Annotated in this window: 8 protein-coding genes, 2 rRNA genes and 2 pseudogenes; 1 reads left to right on the plus strand and 11 read right to left on the minus strand. The window is 44.0% G+C overall.

Going from position 1 to position 16709, the window contains the following annotated elements; all coding sequences use genetic code 11:
• The first annotated feature begins 164 nt into the window (after positions 1-164).
• Complete coding sequence (locus ACE3JL_RS14025) at positions 165-1814, plus strand: alpha/beta hydrolase (protein WP_271988912.1); 1650 nt, start codon at positions 165-167, stop codon at positions 1812-1814.
• Between the two features lie 90 nt (positions 1815-1904).
• Here ACE3JL_RS14025 and ACE3JL_RS14030 read toward each other — a convergent pair whose 3' ends face one another.
• From ACE3JL_RS14030 to ACE3JL_RS14080, 11 genes and pseudogenes are all read right to left on the minus strand, one after another.
• On the minus strand, positions 1905-2240 hold the full coding sequence (locus ACE3JL_RS14030) for a hypothetical protein (protein WP_271988913.1): 336 nt from the start codon (positions 2238-2240) through the stop codon (positions 1905-1907).
• Positions 2241-2558: 318 nt separating this feature from the next.
• A pseudogene (locus ACE3JL_RS14035) lies at positions 2559-3773 on the minus strand (ISL3 family transposase).
• A gap of 445 nt (positions 3774-4218) precedes the next feature.
• Positions 4219-5467, minus strand: a pseudogene (locus ACE3JL_RS14040) (ISNCY family transposase).
• A 430-nt stretch (positions 5468-5897) separates the two neighbouring features.
• Entirely contained in the window at positions 5898-6110 is a 213-nt protein-coding gene (locus tag ACE3JL_RS14045; protein WP_271954314.1) for a type II toxin-antitoxin system HicB family antitoxin, read from the minus strand.
• 389 nt (positions 6111-6499) lie between these two features.
• A complete protein-coding gene (locus tag ACE3JL_RS14050) occupies positions 6500-7804 on the minus strand; it encodes an ABC transporter substrate-binding protein (RefSeq protein WP_375327746.1) in 1305 nt (434 codons plus the stop codon).
• Positions 7805-8288: 484 nt separating this feature from the next.
• Complete coding sequence (gene ctpA, locus ACE3JL_RS14055; protein WP_271990309.1) at positions 8289-9527, minus strand: carboxyl-terminal processing protease CtpA; 1239 nt, start codon at positions 9525-9527, stop codon at positions 8289-8291.
• Between the two features lie 266 nt (positions 9528-9793).
• A complete protein-coding gene (gene fba / locus ACE3JL_RS14060; RefSeq protein ID WP_002744497.1) occupies positions 9794-10873 on the minus strand; it encodes a class II fructose-bisphosphate aldolase in 1080 nt (359 codons plus the stop codon).
• A 132-nt stretch (positions 10874-11005) separates the two neighbouring features.
• Positions 11006-12133: an aldo/keto reductase gene (locus tag ACE3JL_RS14065; protein WP_375327747.1), complete on the minus strand. Its 1128-nt coding sequence runs from the start codon at positions 12131-12133 to the stop codon at positions 11006-11008.
• A gap of 554 nt (positions 12134-12687) precedes the next feature.
• On the minus strand, positions 12688-13188 hold the full coding sequence (locus ACE3JL_RS14070) for a bifunctional nuclease family protein (protein ID WP_271990313.1): 501 nt from the start codon (positions 13186-13188) through the stop codon (positions 12688-12690).
• Between the two features lie 306 nt (positions 13189-13494).
• Positions 13495-13612: ribosomal RNA gene (gene rrf, locus ACE3JL_RS14075) — 5S ribosomal RNA — on the minus strand.
• A gap of 55 nt (positions 13613-13667) precedes the next feature.
• Positions 13668-16567 (minus strand): 23S ribosomal RNA (locus ACE3JL_RS14080).
• Between the last annotated feature and the right edge of the window lie 142 nt (positions 16568-16709).

A 16709-nucleotide genomic window follows, 5' to 3' on the forward strand; every position in this document is an offset into this window, starting at 1 on the left:
GGAAATTTTCGAGACTTGTTACCCATTATTCTAGGTCAAGATTATCGATCGAGGTAAATTGATAATTTTTGTTGATAGTCAAGCAAAAAAAACGTTAAAAACTGCGAAGTTACTGTTATAATCCAGAGGGAATAGGAACGCAGAAAGAAAAGGAGCCGAAAAACTTGTTGCAATTAGCCAAAATTAGCCGCTTGATCGCTCTTGGTTGCTTGGGAACAATACTGACTAGTTTCCCTGTCCTCTCGGCCGAGAGAATCACTTTTATCTTAGCGCCCTTTAGTCGTACCCTAGAAATTAGTTCCCTAGAAAAGTTCGCCAAAACTGGCAGAATTGACGCTAATCTGAGACAATATTTAGGTAATACAACCGCCGAACAACAAAAAGAATTTCGGCAAGCTTTAACCACAAGTAAAGAAATTAATCCCGTCCTGATCTCGCGCTTTTTTAACACCACAATGGGGGAAGATATCCTCAACCTTTTAGGGGAACTGATCACCATTCAAGGGGGTATTAATGGTAAATTTGCCCTGCGTTCTGCCCTAGTTAAATCAGCTTTTGAACCGGGAGGGGTAACTATTCTTAGCCTGCTGCGTAATCTGCCCACTAATATGCAGATTGATGTGACAAAAGTGCAAAGATTAGCCCGGGCGATCGATGTCGTCCTGAAAGCCACCACAGTATTTACGGAAAAGGTGGCGCAATTATCCTTAGAAGAAGCGAAAAAGGCGGGTGAAATTAATTTTACCGCTATGACCGACCCCCGACAACCGGGACCGCAACAAGTGGAACAGATGCGGCTGGATTTAACCGATAGCCGTCGTCAGAGGGAACTTTATCTAATTATTGTCAAACCCAAGGGGCAATTAACCCAGAAAACCCCCGTTATCGTCTTTTCCCACGGTTTAGCTTCCCGTCCCGAAGATTTTGTCCGGCACGCAGAACACTTTGCTAGTTACGGTTATCTCGTCGCTATGCCCCAACACCCCGGCAGCGATACCCTACAGGTACAAAATCTACTCGCCGGTTTATCGCGGACGGTTTTTTATACCAACGAATTTGTCGATCGTCCATTGGACATATCTTTTGTGATCGATGAATTGCAAAGACGCAACGCGGGAGAATTTCAGGGGCAATTAGATTTAGATAATGTGGGAGTTGGTGGACATTCCTTCGGCGGTTATACAGCCTTAGCTGTAGGTGGAGCGACGATCGATTTCGAGAATTTACAACGGGACTGCCAAAGAAGATTAGCTTTTCTCAATGTCTCCCTCTTGCTGCAGTGTCGTGCGTTGGATTTACCCCGAGAAGAATACAACTTTCGCGATCCGAGAATAAAAACGATTTTTGCGGTTAATCCGTTTAATTGGAGTATTTTCGGGGCTAAAGGACTGGCTAAGATTGAAATTCCCACTTTTGTGGCGGCAGGAACCTACGATCCCGCTACCCCCGCTATTTTTGAACAGGTGCGCTCTTTTCCCCTGCTCAAAACCGAAAATAAATATTTAGCTCTGATTGAAGGTCAAGCTCACGTTGACTTTTCGGTGCTAGATGCAGGAATTAACGAAGCGATCGAATCCATAGCCGATCTTACCCTGCCTGCACCCTATCTGATCGATAGTTACGCTCATTCCCTATCTTTGGCCTTTTTTGAGGTGTATATTCGCAAAAACCCCGGCTATAAACCTTTTTTACAGGCGGCCTATTCCCAATATCTCAGTCAAGGCCAGGAGTTTCGATGTTTTCTGATTACCCGCGCCTCCTCGGCTGCTTTAGAACAGCTAATTGAAGATTTTATCGCTCAAAATGTCCGTTAATCAGTCGTCAGCATTGTCTGTTCCCTTATCTCTATGGGTGAGGACTAACTATACTACATTCTGCCCCACCCTAGTCAAACTTATTTTAAGTTAATTGGCATAAATATCCGTACTCAACGGAACTAAATCACCATGGATCGTCAAACCTAACAACATTGTTTTATTAGCGGGGATTAACTTGCCTGTAAGGGCGCAAATCTCTTTTTTTCTAGCTGTAGCGTTAAATACTGCCCTTATATCGGCAGCAGAAAACTGAGGTCGATAATCTCCTGATTTCTGCTGAACGAAATTCCATAGGACATCGCGAATGAGTGCTTGATAACCTTGATTGCCGGAAATCTCTTTCAGCTTGTCCTTGAGGACTCTTTCCAGACGAATGCTGGTGACTTCCATATCGGTAGTGGTGGTGCGTGTGATTGTCCGCATAATTTTTTTCTCCCGAATACTAAACCTATTGGTGTTACAAGTGTAGTATAAGAAAGATATATTTAACAAGCACGACCGGCGAAACCATCACCTCTGCTGCTCTTTTATTGTCACCTCTAAGGAGAAACCGCATCTACTCAGAATCCTATTTTGCTGCTAGAAAAAACATTGCTCATGGCCTATTTATTAAGAAAATTTTAGGTAGAATGCGTTAGGACTTTCTTGTTTTTAGAAAAAAAAATCAAGCTCTCGTTAAGGAACAGACATTTAATGAGTAAAACTTATTACATAAGGCTCTTCGTTACCCTTTATGCTAAATCAACAGACAAGATGCCAAGATAACATACTTCTAACCCAAAAATTCCGAAAGTTTCTAAAGCCATAGGCTCTCCGTTTTATTAGTTTAAGTTTATTGTTGATTCCCTCGACCACCCCATTTGTTGTCCTTTGCTCGAAATAACTAATTATTTCTCCAAACCAGTTTCGGATTGTTTGACAACTCTTAGTAAAAACACTGGAGGATTTTGCCAACCATTCCGAGATGGATAGCATTCCCTCTGTCGGATTCTCTGAGGTTTCATAAATCTTTCTAAATTCTTCCTTTAATTCCTGCATCTTTTTCAAATTTGGAAAATTTTCTTTGATAGCTTCTAGTTTGATTTTTTGGGTTTCCGTTAAATCTTTTTCATTTTTTAACAAGCTATATTTACTTCGCTTTAAAACTTCTAGCTTCGCTTCTTTTTCCGCTTTCTGTTTTTTATTTTTCTGCGCTTCTACGGCTCTTTTTTCTGCTTTTCTTTGTTCGTCTAACTCTTGATTAATTTGTTTCATTACATGGAATCTATCGGCGACTACCTCGGCCGATGGCATCAATTCTTTCACCAAATTTTTATAGGGCAACCAAAGGTCTATGCTGACTTCTTCAATTTGCTCTAATACCTCTTTTCCCCACCCTGTAAGCGTTTCCCTCAATTCTTCTTGTGTTCGCTTCTCTAGAATAGCTATTAGTTTTCCCGTATCTAAATTTACTAAAACCGCACAGTAATTTTTTTGTCCTTTGACTAGAGCGATTTCATCAATTCCTAGTCTTTTTAATTTCGATAGGTCTGTCTCTGTAATTTCTTCAGCTATGTCCTCTATCATTCTTTGAATCTCTTCTTCCGTTACGTCATTTCTTCGGCTAACATTTAAAATATCTCCTGATTTTAATTGTTCGAGTATATTCTCGGCTAGTCTTTTCGTATAGGTTCGTTTCTTGCCGACAAAATCTAACTCTTCGCTAAAGGGTTTCTGACAATTACCGCACTTAAATTGACGACGATTAACTTGTAGGTACACTGGTTGACCTGAGAGCGGTAAATCTTTGACTAAATGTCGATGATTTTGGTGGAGTTTATCGCTCTCTAACCCACAACGAGGACAGACTGCTTTTTTATTTTTCGATTCGACTGGTCAAACTATACCGATATTTTCTAGGTGTAGATAGCCTTGAATAGAGGTTCCTTCTAGGTTCAAAAATTTGTCAAGTATCATAAGTAAAATACTCTGGTTTTTGGCTATTATATCAAATCTTAACTCAATTGTCTATCTTTTGGTATTAACTTATTTGTGCCTTAAGTCCTTTCCTGTATGAACTTCAGCTACTTTTGAGCGTAGTTGCTCTCATCGAATTTTATTGGTTCTTCCGAACTTACAATGTAGAAAATTCCCCAAGCTCCCTCTCTGTCCAGCAATGCTCTAAAGTTGATAAATATCAATCTAACAAAAACTCAAAGCTTTACTATACAAGCTTTACAAGCATAAGTTGTTAATAGTTTTACATGACAGGTTCGGTAGAGCCATTTTATTTTAAGTTAATTATTTGCATAACAATTCCCGAAGAGCCGACATTTTTAACTAGAATTTACTTTTTTAAATGGGACATATTCGGTTAGAATAAATGAGAAAAATTCCGACCAATTCTTAAACCAAATAAATTTTAATAGGGTACGAATATCATTAAAGAAAGAAGTCCTAGTTACTAATAGCTCACGAATCTTTTGATAGGTGTAATTAACTAAATCCAACACGGTATGAAATAAAAAAGCTAGTAAATTCAAAGACAATAAGAACTCGCACAAATGATTCTGACCATGACCAAAGTTATGCTCTAAATTATAACCGTGATTTTTAAGAACGTTATTGCCTTCATTTTCAACTTTCCATCTGCTACGTCCAGCTTTGACAATTTCTTCGACATTATTTTCCGTGATTTTATGATTAGTTATCCAATTATTTTGGTAGATAGTTTTCTGGGTTTTTTCATTAATAACAGTCACTTCACACCAATTAACTTCGAGACTTGAGTCCCCCTCTCTTAAGGGAACTCTAGAAGCATAACGATAACGATAAATTAGATTTTTTCGTCCATCCCATTGTTTCTTTTCAACGGTCCTAACTTCGCCACTTTTTTCTAAAAATTCTAGCCATTCATATAAAGTTTTATGCGACGTTTCCAAACAAACAAAAATAAAATTATAACCTTGTTTTATCGCTAATTCACAAACAGGTTCGTGAGAATATAAGTCGTCTCCTAAAAGAGTTACAGGATAACCATACTTATTTTTATGATTCCTATTTAACCATCTTTTAACGGCCGCATTTTCACAGTCTTGTTTTTGATGTCCATCTTGTTTTTTAATGAATTCTGGCTCTAAATTAATTACTTGTTTTTGCTTAGGAGAAACTACTATCGGTGTGACACAGCCATGAAAATAAGTTGTAGTTCCATTTCGATGATTACGACAGTTACAATGAGGGCAATTAATTTTCTTGGATGAGAAATATTCTGTGCCATCTAACGCCACTAATATTTCTCCATCTAAGTAGAGAAACTTTTTCAAAACTCCCTTTTCTTTTAACCATTCATAGACTTTTTGAAAAGTCCTAGAGATATTAGATGCTGGCACTGGATCTAACAAATTTCTTATTTGATTATCCCCAGGAATTTTTTTAATTGAAAATAAACTTTCAGCATTATCTTTTCCCTTATTGCTTTTCATTAAACGTTGATGGTCTAAAAAAGACGGCGACTGAGTAAAAAAGACTGAAAATGCAGCCATCACGGCATCTTTTATCTCATATTTTCTATTATTTCCAGGTTTCCTCTCATCGGGTAAATCATCTAATTCTTGATGGAAAAATTGCATTAATTCCGAAATTTCTAGGGTTGCCGCTTTTTGAGCCATCTTGGAATAATTTGACGTGCTGGTGGATTTCTATCTCACCCATTTTACCTTAGCTGACAATAATTATAAATTTTTATTTCCCTTGAATTCCCTATTCTAAAAACAGAACTATCTTCCTGATTTAACCCCGTTCGTTCTCAGCCAACCTCTTTGATTGCTTGAGTATTTATACTTAATTTGTCTAGCCAATTGTTTTTTTTATTGTTCGCCTCTTCTAGAAAATAGTTGCTTCGTACTATATTTTCCCTGCCAAAATCGGGGTTAATGCTCTATTTATTTCAAAATGAGAATTGCTGGCATCAGACAGCAATTCTCATTTTGAAACGATTTTGCGTTGTTTCAGCGATCTAGAGATTCGTTAAGAATTATTAACCTCTCTAGGTGCAAGGGTTTTAATGTCATGAAACCTTAAAATGAGAATTGCTGGGCATCAGATAGACACCTTTTCAATTCCAACAAACTTCGATACATCTTCAGGATTGTCATCTTCCAAGCAAAGTTCAATCACTTCCCTGATATTCTTCATCAATTCATCAATCGTTTCCCCTTGACTGTAACAACCCCGAAGTTGAGGAACTTCCCCAACATAATATCCATCCTCATCTCGTTCAATGACAACATAAAACTCTCTTTGATGGTTCATGGTTCTCAATTCTTAAGTAGTCGTACAAAATTAATTTCCTAGTAAAGATAGGCAAAAGGCAAGAGGCAAAAGGCAAGAGGGGGTTAGATATGTGTAATTAATTTTGCTTAGGTACTTAAAAAAATTATCGCTATCTAAGCTTTTATTGGCGATTATTGAGACTTGAAAATAGGGTCTGTAGGCGCACACATTTTCCATCGTGAACATAATATCATGTCAAGAGGCTTTTGTCAAGAGAAAATTTAACAACATCCAGAAAAATGTAGGGTGCGTTAGACGGCAAAAATTTCTGCTTTAACTTCAAGCTAACAATCCGTCGTAACGCACCACCAATCATCAACTATGATTGGAATGATTAAATTATTGACCACAATTGAATTAATAACTGATTACTGATTGGGTGTCACCTGATCGATAACCTTGAGAGTCCCGTCATCCTTGACAGTCCAGACATCGTAACTACCAACCACATCGCCATTGTCATCGATATCCACATTGCCACTGGCCCCCTGATAGTTAATATCCTCGCCTTTGCGAATCATTTCCATAGCTTGACAAGGATCGGTTACTTCCGTCCCCGGACCATTAGCCACCTCACGAATCTTGCTTTGAATCCCTTCACCGGTGTTAGATTTAGCCGCCTCGGCTGCTAACATCAATAAAACGGCCGCATCCCAAGTATGGGGAACAAAAGCAGTGACATCCTTGCCAGTTTTTTCCTTCCAAAGAGTAGTAAAAGCGCTTAAAGCTTGACCGTCGGCCCCCGGGACTGTACCTAGGGCGCCAGCAATAATTGACTTACCATCGGTTCCTTTTCCCACCTGTTTGGTGAAATCTTCCGAAAAAACCCCATCGGTGAGGAGGACAGTAACTCCTTTGGTCAACCCCTGTTTATAGGCCGCTTGTAGTAATAAACTGCCCGTTTCAGCGTAAAGGACTGCCGCTACAGCATCCGGTTGATTAGCGAAGGCAGCCGCCGCTTCACTATCGAGAGTGGCAGCTTTCGGATCATAACGGACAGGATTTGCCTTATTAGTGATAGTGCCGCCTAATTTATCGAAAGCGCTCACGAATTCCCGTTCAAATCCGACTCCATAATCGTTATTGATAACGACAGTGGCCACATCTTGAAAACCCTTTTTCTTAGCTAGGACTGCTAAAGCTTGAGCTTGGTAGGTGTCCGGGGGAGCCGTCCGCGCCCAAAAACCTTGAAAATCGCCTTTTTTCGCCCTGTCAGTAAATACGGGACTGGTGCTACCCGGAGAGACTAACATAACTTTATTTCTCACCGCCACATCGACGGCTGCTCCCGAGACGCTACTGGCAAAGGAACCGACCACACCAGCTACTTTATCCACCTCCGCTAGTTTTGTCATCGCTGAAGCACCGGCAGCGGGATCGGTTTGGTCATCTTCTTTCACGAGGGTGACGGGTTTGCCATTGACTCCACCACAGGCATTGATAGTCTCCACCGCTAGGGCGGCTGCTTCGGGCATATTTTGACCAATAGCGGCTAAATCTCCAGTAATGGGCAGTAAAGCCCCTAATTTTAGTCCCTCATCACCGGGGGCAGTGGTGGTGGGACTAGAGGCGTTGTTATTCGGGGTTTGGGCATTATTACAAGCGCTTAAAAAATTAGCTAAGAGGCTGATGCTCAGGGTTAGGGCTAGGGGCGATCGAATATATCTCTGCATGGCGTTAAGATCAAGGATGAGTTAAGGTTGCAAGGCTGAAAAACCCTGACTGGGAAAATTCTAATCGATGTTAGCATTCTCTCCAAATCAAACAGGTTTTCATCTTAATTTAGATATTGATGGAAAAAATGGCTAATTTGTTCGATTTATGCCGTGGGGTGTGGGAAGTGGGGCAGTTTTTTCAGTGTTGCCAAAGGCACGGCGTAGCCGTCCAGTAAAAAGTAAATTGAAAACGGTTTTTTTTGTTTGTTTTAGGCAATAAACAGGGCTATAAGGGATAAAACCCTTATGTATAAAGACATTGATGCGCTCTTTGTCAATTGTTTTCCCTCTCTAACGAACTAATCAATTAAGTCTCTTGCCAGATAAGGATTTAGTCTATTTATGCCCCCCGATCGAACTATACCAAGTAACGAAGAATCCTGAAAACTCGCATCTGATAACTGGTAACTGATAACTGGTAACTGATAACTGAAAACCCCACTTAGGAAGCTTTGGCTAAAACGGTGTTCTGGTTTAAAAACTGAATCGCCGTTTGGTATTGACTATCTTTTTCGGTGCCGATTTCCTGATATGTGATCGGTTCCTGTGCCACCACTTGATCCGGGATAATTCCTAACTTATGAATATCATGGTGGGCGGGAGTTTCATATTTAGCCACAGTAATCGCTAATCCTGCCCCATCGGGTAACTCAAATAGGGACTGAATTAATCCCTTACCGAAAGTCTTTTCTCCCACTAAAACCCCTCGTTGATTGTCCTGTAATGCTCCGGCTAAAATCTCGCTGGCGCTGGCGGTTCCCTGATTGACTAAAACGACTAAAGGCGAGTCGGTTAAAGCATTGCCAGAAGCGGTAAAACTATCGGCAATTCCCTCACGATTAACCGTATAAACGATCGTTCCCTGATTAATCCACATCCGAGCGATTTCTATGCCCGCTTGCAGTAAACCACCGGGGTTATTTCTTAAATCTAAAATATAACCCTTGGCCCCTTGTTTTTGTAAATCTGTCACTGCTTCCGAGACTTCTTTAGCAGCGTTAGCACTAAATTGATTTAAACGCACATAACCGATGGGCAAGGAACTAGAATTTTTATCTAAAACCGCTACCACTGGACTTAAAGAAATGCGTTGACGGGTTAAAGATAGGGTTTTTGGTTGACTTTTTTGATAGGGAAGAATGACTAAGGAAACTTCTGTTCCGGGGGTGCCGCGCATTTTGGATGCTGCCGCATCGAGGGTTAAAGTAGTGGTATCGATGCCATCAATAAACAAAATGCGATCGTGGCTAGTTAAACCAGCGGCCTCAGCAGGAGAACCAGCAAGGGGGGCAACCACTTCTAAGTAACCATTGTCAGGATTGATATTAATTTGCAGTCCTACCCCCGATAATTCCCCCGTGGTGCTAATTTGTAGGTTATGGTATTGATCCGGTCGCAAGAGACGGGTAAAGGGTTCATCGAGAGTAGCTAACATCTGTTCGATCGCATTATAGGCCGCCGTCCGATCGTTGAGGGGTTTTTTGATGAATTGTTCCCGCACCTGCCACCAGTTTTGATGATTAAAGGTGTCATCATAATAAGATTGGTTGACTAATCGCCAAGATTGTAGTAATAATTTTTGTTCTTCGCTAAAGGCGGCTGCTGTGGGTGTCCATGCCATCCAAGTCAGACAAAACCAAAATCCCACTAATAATCCCACCCACAACGATTTTTTTCTCATCTTGCTTCTCTTATAAATCCAGTGCTGATCTGCTGATTATTTTCAGTATAGTCTTTTCTCTGAAATCGATTCGGCTCTCCTAGGTTTGGTGGATAAAATGTATTCTAAGATACAGTCCTCCCGGCGAGCGCGTAGAAGGAACCACAAAGACACAAAGGACACAAAGAGCGAACGTTCTTGATAAAAAAGAGGGTAGTTATGGTTAACTACCCCCAAAAAATTCTACTAAATCGGTGCCATTAAGCGATCGCTTAATTGTTTAGCCACTAGACAGCCACAACTTTTTTGCTGACTTGGGTTAATTGCCCTTTAGCATATTTGGCTGCGTAGTCATCGAGGGACATTTGCTTGATTTTGCTGGCGTTACCGGCGGTACCAAATTGTTGATAGCGATCGGCACAAACTTTCTGCATATAGGTGATCGAGGGTTTCAGGAAGAAACGGGGATCAAACTCTTTCGGGTTGCTGAATAGCGCTTCCCGAACTGCGGCGGTAATGGCTAAACGGCAGTCGGTATCGATATTGATTTTACGCACACCACTCTTGATGCCTTTTTGGATTTCTTCCACGGGAACACCGTAGGTTTCAGGGATAGCGCCACCGAATTGGTTGATTAATTCGAGGAGATCTTCAGGAACCGAGGAAGAACCGTGCATAACCAAGTGAGTATTGGGTAAGCGGTTATGAATTTCTTCAATGCGGCTAATAGCGAGAATTTCGCCGGTGGGTTTGCGGGTAAATTTATAAGCACCGTGGCTAGTACCAATGGCTACTGCTAAAGCATCTACTTGGGTTCTTTCGACGAAATCCACCGCTTCATCGGGATCGGTTAACAGCATCGAGTGATCTAATTCTCCCTCAAAACCGTGGCCGTCTTCCGCTTCTCCTTTACCAGTTTCTAGGGAACCTAAACAACCGAGTTCCCCTTCCACACTAGCACCGATCGAGTGGGCAACTTTTACCACTTCCGCAGTAACGTTAACGTTGTACTCGTAGGTGGCGGGAGTTTTAGCATCCGCTTCTAAGGAACCATCCATCATAACACTGGTGAAACCGTTACGGATCGCCGAGTAGCAGGTGGCGGGTTCATTACCGTGATCTTGGTGCATCACGATGGGGATATGAGGATAGGTTTCCACCGCGGCGGTGATCAAGTGACGCAGGAAGTTTTCCCCTGCATATTTGCGCGCACCGCGAGAAGCTTGCAGGATAACGGGGCTATCGGTGGCTGCCGCCGCTTGCATGATCGCTTGGATCTGCTCCATATTATTTACGTTAAAAGCGGGGATGCCATATCCGTTCTCAGCCGCGTGATCCAACAATAACCGCATGGGGACGAGTGCCATATCCTTTACTCCTTAATCTATTTCTTGTTTTTTGTCTCTTTAAATTCAAGAAAGTTAATTCTCTTACCTGTTAATCTTAAGATAGTTTTTACACTTTGACGATCCCCCCAAAAAATTTTTTCGGGTTTCGTCCTAAGATGACCACAATCTCCGTTGCGCTGGTCCTTTAAGTAGTTCGTGTGTATCAAATAGCAGCTGGGGAATCGGCAATTTTTCCGGGCAGCGAGGTAAACAATCACCACATTCAGTACAATTATTGGCCTTGCGTCCGGGGAACCAATGACCAGCATTTTCCAGCATTCGATAGCGATACTGGCCAAAATCGGTCATTTCGTAAGCTACTGCCAGATTCCGCAGTCTCAACACTTCAGGGATGTTAATATTTTCGGGACAGGGTAAACATTGATAACATTGGCTACATAAATCTGTAGTCAATTTATCGGTTAAATGTGCCTCTAAACGCTTAAAAACGGCAATTTCTGCCGCATCTAGAGGCTGATCTTCTTCGCATACGTTAATAATTGTCTCTAATTCCTCTGGGATCGCTGCCCCGACGCTGAGGGTAGTAATGCGCGGATCGCTCAATAAAAAGCGATAATTTAGCTCTAGGGGTGAAAAAGGGGCGCATAATTCCTCTAGCTTCTTGGGAGGTCTGTGGAGACTACCTCCCTTATCAGCAGGGGAGATAATAAACACACCCATGTCCTTTGTTTGGGCCAAAGCAATCGCTGGTTGCTGTCTTTGCCAAAAAAAATAGTAATGGATATTGACAAAAGCGAAGAAATCTGTATTGATTGTCTCCAGAATAATTTCTAGGGGTGCATGGGTAGAAAAGCCAATATGACCAATTTTTCCAGCTTCTTGGGCCATAAAAACGGCTTTCATGCAGCCTTGCGGGTCTTTAATCCAGTTTAAATGCTCGCGGGTGTTAATACCGTGAATTGCTAGACAATCGAGGTAATTTAATTGTAATCGTTCTAGGGATTCGGCGATCGCTTTTTCCATAGTTTGGCGATCGGGAGTGGGGACTAATTTCGTGGTCAGATAAACCCGCTCCCGCACCCCTTGACGCTGCAGATAGCGACCGAGAAAAACTTCGCTATTACCGTAACCTCTGGCTGTTTCTAGGTGATTAATCCCCAATTCTAGGGCGCGATCTAGTGTTGCAATAAACATCGACTCTGAGGACAAACAGCGCATTGTCCCCAGGGAAAACAGCGAAAATTGCCAATTAGTATGGCCAAATCGTCGATAACGCATTGATTCAGTTATCAGTTACCAGTTACCAGTTATCAGTTGTTAGTTATCAGTTATCAGTTATCATTTGTGGTTCTTCGGTTTGTCTTATGCAATGGACGGGGGTTATAAGGGATGGAACCCTTATATACAAAGGCATTTGGCGATTTTTGTCAATTGCTTTTGATCTAAAGCGAACTAATCAATTAAATTCCTTGCCAGATAAGGATTTAGTCGATTTATGCCCCCTATCGAACCATACCAAGTAACGAAGAGCCTCATTTGTTAGTTAGAAGGTATTGGGGTGTGGGGAAATGGGGAAATGGGGAAATGGGGAAATGGGGAAATGGGGAAATGGGGAAATGGGGAAATCAGCAATTCTCATTTTAAGGTTTCATGACATTAAAACCCTTGCACCTAGAGGGGTTAATAATTCTTAACGAATCTATAGATCGCTGAAACAACGCAAAATCGTTTCAAAATGAGAATTGCTGTGGGGAAATGGGGAGAATAAATAAAAATAATCTCCTGTCTCCTATCTCCCGACTCCTATCTCCTATCTCCTATCTCCTGAATGTTCACTGATCACTAAAATCACCGTGACGTTGGATCAGGTCTGAGGGGCTAAGATTGGAGACGAAATTGCGAAAAGCTTGACGTTCCTGCTCATCGGCGTCACGATCGACAGGGATAGAAGCGGAAGCGATCACTTCTTCCATTACCCAGACAGGAGTGTTGGTACGCAGGGCAATAGCGATCGCATCACTGGGACGACAATCGATTTCTTTTTTGACTTCGCCGCGCTGGAGACAGAGGACAGCATAAAAAGTATTATCTTGGAGAGAATGGATGATAATCTTTTCTAAATCCATGTCCCAAGCTTTAAAAATATTAGCGATCAAATCGTGGGTGAGGGGACGAGGGGGTTTTTGTTGTTCGAGAACGGTGATAATAGCCTTAGCCTGATCTTGTCCGATGTAGATAGGTAGGGCGCGACGCTCGGAACCATCCTTCAGCAGTACAATGGGACTGCGAGTGATAGCGTCTAGGGCAATTCCAGCGACTTTCATTTCGATCATGACTAATGGCTTCTCCAAGATAGAGATTCAGCTAGGGAAGGAGTGGGAAAGCAACCTGAATAATATAGTGCTTCGTTACACTCACAGTATGCCCTAAGATGGCAGAGATTAGCCTCATCTTTAATGAAAAAAATACATCAGCTGCCGTCAGGAGTCAGGAGATTATTTTTATTTATTCTCCGGCGCTCCCATCTCTGGCACACCCCACACCCCACATCACCAGCAATTCCAATGCCCAGTCCTAAAAGAGGAATACACAAAACCAAACCCCCCAATCTGGTGAGATTGAGGGGTAGGAAAGAATAATCCTGGCATCGAGCTATTGTCCCGGTCGGCAACCCGACAAGTATCTTGGCCACGGTGAAGTTTCACAACCGAGTTCGGGATGGAATCGGAGTGGTGCCATCACGTTAAAGACACCAGGAAGGGTAGAACCCTCAAGACTGCAAAAGCTAGGAAAAAAGTGGTGAAAGAAGAATGAGGTCAAGCCCTCGGTCGGTTAGTACTCCTCGACTGCACTCGTTACCGAGCTTCCATCTAGAGCCTATCAACGGGTAGTCTACCCGAGACCTTACTGGCTTAATGCCATGAGAGCAATCATCTGGAGGTGGGCTTCCCACTTAGATGCTTTCAGCGGTTATCCGCTCCGCACATGGCTACCCTGCGTTTACCGTTGGCACGATAACAGGTACACCAGCGGTGCGTCCTTCCCGGTCCTCTCGTACTAAGGAAGGCTCCTCGCAATGCTCTTACGCCTACACCGGATATGGACCGAACTGTCTCACGACGTTCTGAACCCAGCTCACGTACCGCTTTAATGGGCGAACAGCCCAACCCTTGGGACCGACTTCAGCCCCAGGTTGCGATGAGCCGACATCGAGGTGCCAAACCTCCCCGTCGATGTGAACTCTTGGGGGAGATCAGCCTGTTATCCCTAGAGTAACTTTTATCCGTTGAGCGACGGCCCTTCCACGCGGTGCCGTCGGATCACTAAAGCCGACTTTCGTCCCTGTTCGACTTGTGGGTCTCACAGTCAAGCTCCCTTCTGCTTTTGCACTCTATCGTCCCATTTCCAACGGGACCGAGGGAACCTTTGCGCGCCTCCGTTACCTTTTAGGAGGCGACCGCCCCAGTCAAACTGCCCACCTGAAACTGTCTCCCGCCCCGATTAGGGGTCAGGGTTAGAATTCTAGCCTCGCCAGAGTGGTATCTCACCGTTAGCTCCACCCTCCCCACGAGGAGAGTTTCAAAGCTTCCCACCTATCCTGCGCAAGCGAAGCCCGAAGCCAATTCCAGGCTACAGTAAAGCTTCATAGGGTCTTTCTGTCCAGGTGCAGGTAGTCCGTATCTTCACAGACAATCCTATTTCGCCGAGTCTCTCTCCGAGACAGTGCCCAGATCGTTACGCCTTTCGTGCGGGTCGGAACTTACCCGACAAGGAATTTCGCTACCTTAGGACCGTTATAGTTACGGCCGCCGTTCACCGGGGCTTCGGTCGTCAGCTTCAGGCTTCGACAAGCTCAGCCCTGACCAACTTCCTTAACCTTCCGGCACTGGGCAGGCGTCAGCCCCCATACTGCGTCTTACGACTTGGCGGAGACCTGTGTTTTTGGTAAACAGTCGCCTGGGCCTATTCACTGCGACCCTCTTGCGAGGGTACCCCTTCTCCCGAAGTTACGGGGTCATTTTGCCGAGTTCCTTAGAGAGAGTTATCTCGCGCCCCTTAGTATTCTCTACTTCCCCACCTGTGTCGGTTTCGGGTACAGGCAATTAATGATTAACGTGGTTCGGGCTTTTCTAGGAAGCTTGATCAGCGCCACTTCCCTCCCGTGGGAGGTGGGACTCGCGTCTTAGCTCCTGGTGTTTTCTCCACCTCTCATCGCCTCGACTGCTTGCACTGGTAACCAACATCCAGCTGACGTTGACCTTCTCCGTTCTCCGGCACAATCATTAATCGGTACGGGAATGTTAACCCGTTGTCCATCGACTACGCTTTTCAGCCTCGCCTTAGGTCCTGACTGACCCTCCGCGGACGAGCCTTGCGGAGGAAACCTTGGGGTTTCGGGGTGTGGGATTCTCACCCACATTTTCGCTACTTAAGCCGACATTCTCACTTCTATAGAGTCCACAGCTGCTTGCCGCTACTGCTTCACCCCCTATAGAACGCTCCCCTACCACAGTTCGCTTACGCTCACTGTCCACAGCTTCGGTAGATAACTTAGCCCCGTTCATTTTCGGCGCAGGAGCGCTTGACCAGTGAGCTATTACGCACTCTTTTAAGGATTGCTGCTTCTAGGCAAACCTCCTGGTTGTCAATGCACTCCCACCTCCTTTCTCACTTAGTTATCATTTGGGGACCTTAGCTGGTGGTCTGGGCTGTTTCCCTCTTGACGATGAAGCTTATCCCCCACCGTCTCACTGGTAGTTTTTTTAGCCGTATTCAGAGTTTGCCTCGCCTTGGTACCGGTCTCCCAGCCCGCGGCGAAACAGTGCTTTACCCCGACTAAACTTCCACTACCGCTGCGCCTCAACACATTTCGGGGAGAACCAGCTAGCTCCGAGTTCGATTGGCATTTCACCCCTAACCACAGCTCATCCGCTAATTTTTCAACATTAGTCGGTTCGGACCTCCACTTGGTTTTACCCAAGCTTCATCCTGGCCATGGTTAGATCACCCGGGTTCGGGTCTACAAATTATGACTTTTCGCCCTGTTCAGACTCGCTTTCGCTGGGGCTGTGGGGTCTTCCCCCTTCACCTGCCATAACCTGTAAGTCGCCGGCTCATTCTTCAACAGGCACACGGTCAGACGTTCAATCGTCCTCCCATTGCTTGTAGGCTAACGGTTTCATGTTCTATTTCACTCCCCTTCCGGGGTTCTTTTCACCTTTCCCTCGCGGTACTGTTTCTCTATCGGTCACACGGGAATATTTAGCCTTACCTCGTGGTCGAGGCAGATTCACACGGGATTTCACGTGCCCCATGCTACTCGGGATGCAGTTAAGCTGGTTCCTTTTTCGACTACAGGACTTTCACCTTCTCTGGTGCGGTTTTCAGCCGCTTCGTCTAAATTTCCCAGTCTTTTGTTACTGTCCCACGACCCCAAGTTCCGAAGAACTTGGTTTAGGCTGTTCCCTTTTCGCTCGCCGCTACTGGGGGAATCGCTGTTGCTTTCTTTTCCTCTGGCTACTAAGATGTTTCAGTTCACCAGGTTTGCTCGCTCCACCCTATGTATTCAGGTGGTCGTGTTTAGGGTTGCCCCATTCGGATATCTTCGGATCAATGCTTGCTTCCCGCTCCCCGAAGCGTTTCGTCGGTAACTACGTCCTTCTTCGCTTCCGTGTGCCTAGGTATCCACCGTTAGCCCTTATTAGCTTGACCTTGCGGTCTTCTTTTTTGGCTTTTTCACCTAGCTCTATGCAGTTTTCAAGGTTCCTCTGGACTCTGTACTCAGAGCCAGCATTCTCTCTTACTATATAAGTAAGATAAGGTGCTGATTCGGAGCTTCTTTTCTTTCTTCCAC

Source organism: Microcystis sp. BLCC-F210 (assembly GCF_042134685.1).
Taxonomy (GTDB): domain Bacteria; phylum Cyanobacteriota; class Cyanobacteriia; order Cyanobacteriales; family Microcystaceae; genus Microcystis; species Microcystis aeruginosa_D.

Excerpts from the sequence above, each read along its gene's own strand:
- ACE3JL_RS14045 (WP_271954314.1), bottom strand. The coding sequence starts at position 6,110 with ATGAACCATCAAAGAGAGTTTTATGTTGTCATTGAACGAGATGAGGAT.
- ACE3JL_RS14030 (WP_271988913.1), bottom strand. The coding sequence starts at position 2,240 with ATGCGGACAATCACACGCACCACCACTACCGATATGGAAGTCACCAGC.
- ctpA (WP_271990309.1), bottom strand. The coding sequence starts at position 9,527 with ATGAGAAAAAAATCGTTGTGGGTGGGATTATTAGTGGGATTTTGGTTT.
- fba (WP_002744497.1), bottom strand. The coding sequence starts at position 10,873 with ATGGCACTCGTCCCCATGCGGTTATTGTTGGATCACGCGGCTGAGAAC.
- ACE3JL_RS14070 (WP_271990313.1), bottom strand. The coding sequence starts at position 13,188 with ATGATCGAAATGAAAGTCGCTGGAATTGCCCTAGACGCTATCACTCGC.
- ACE3JL_RS14065 (WP_375327747.1), bottom strand. The coding sequence starts at position 12,133 with ATGCGTTATCGACGATTTGGCCATACTAATTGGCAATTTTCGCTGTTT.
- ACE3JL_RS14050 (WP_375327746.1), bottom strand. The coding sequence starts at position 7,804 with ATGCAGAGATATATTCGATCGCCCCTAGCCCTAACCCTGAGCATCAGC.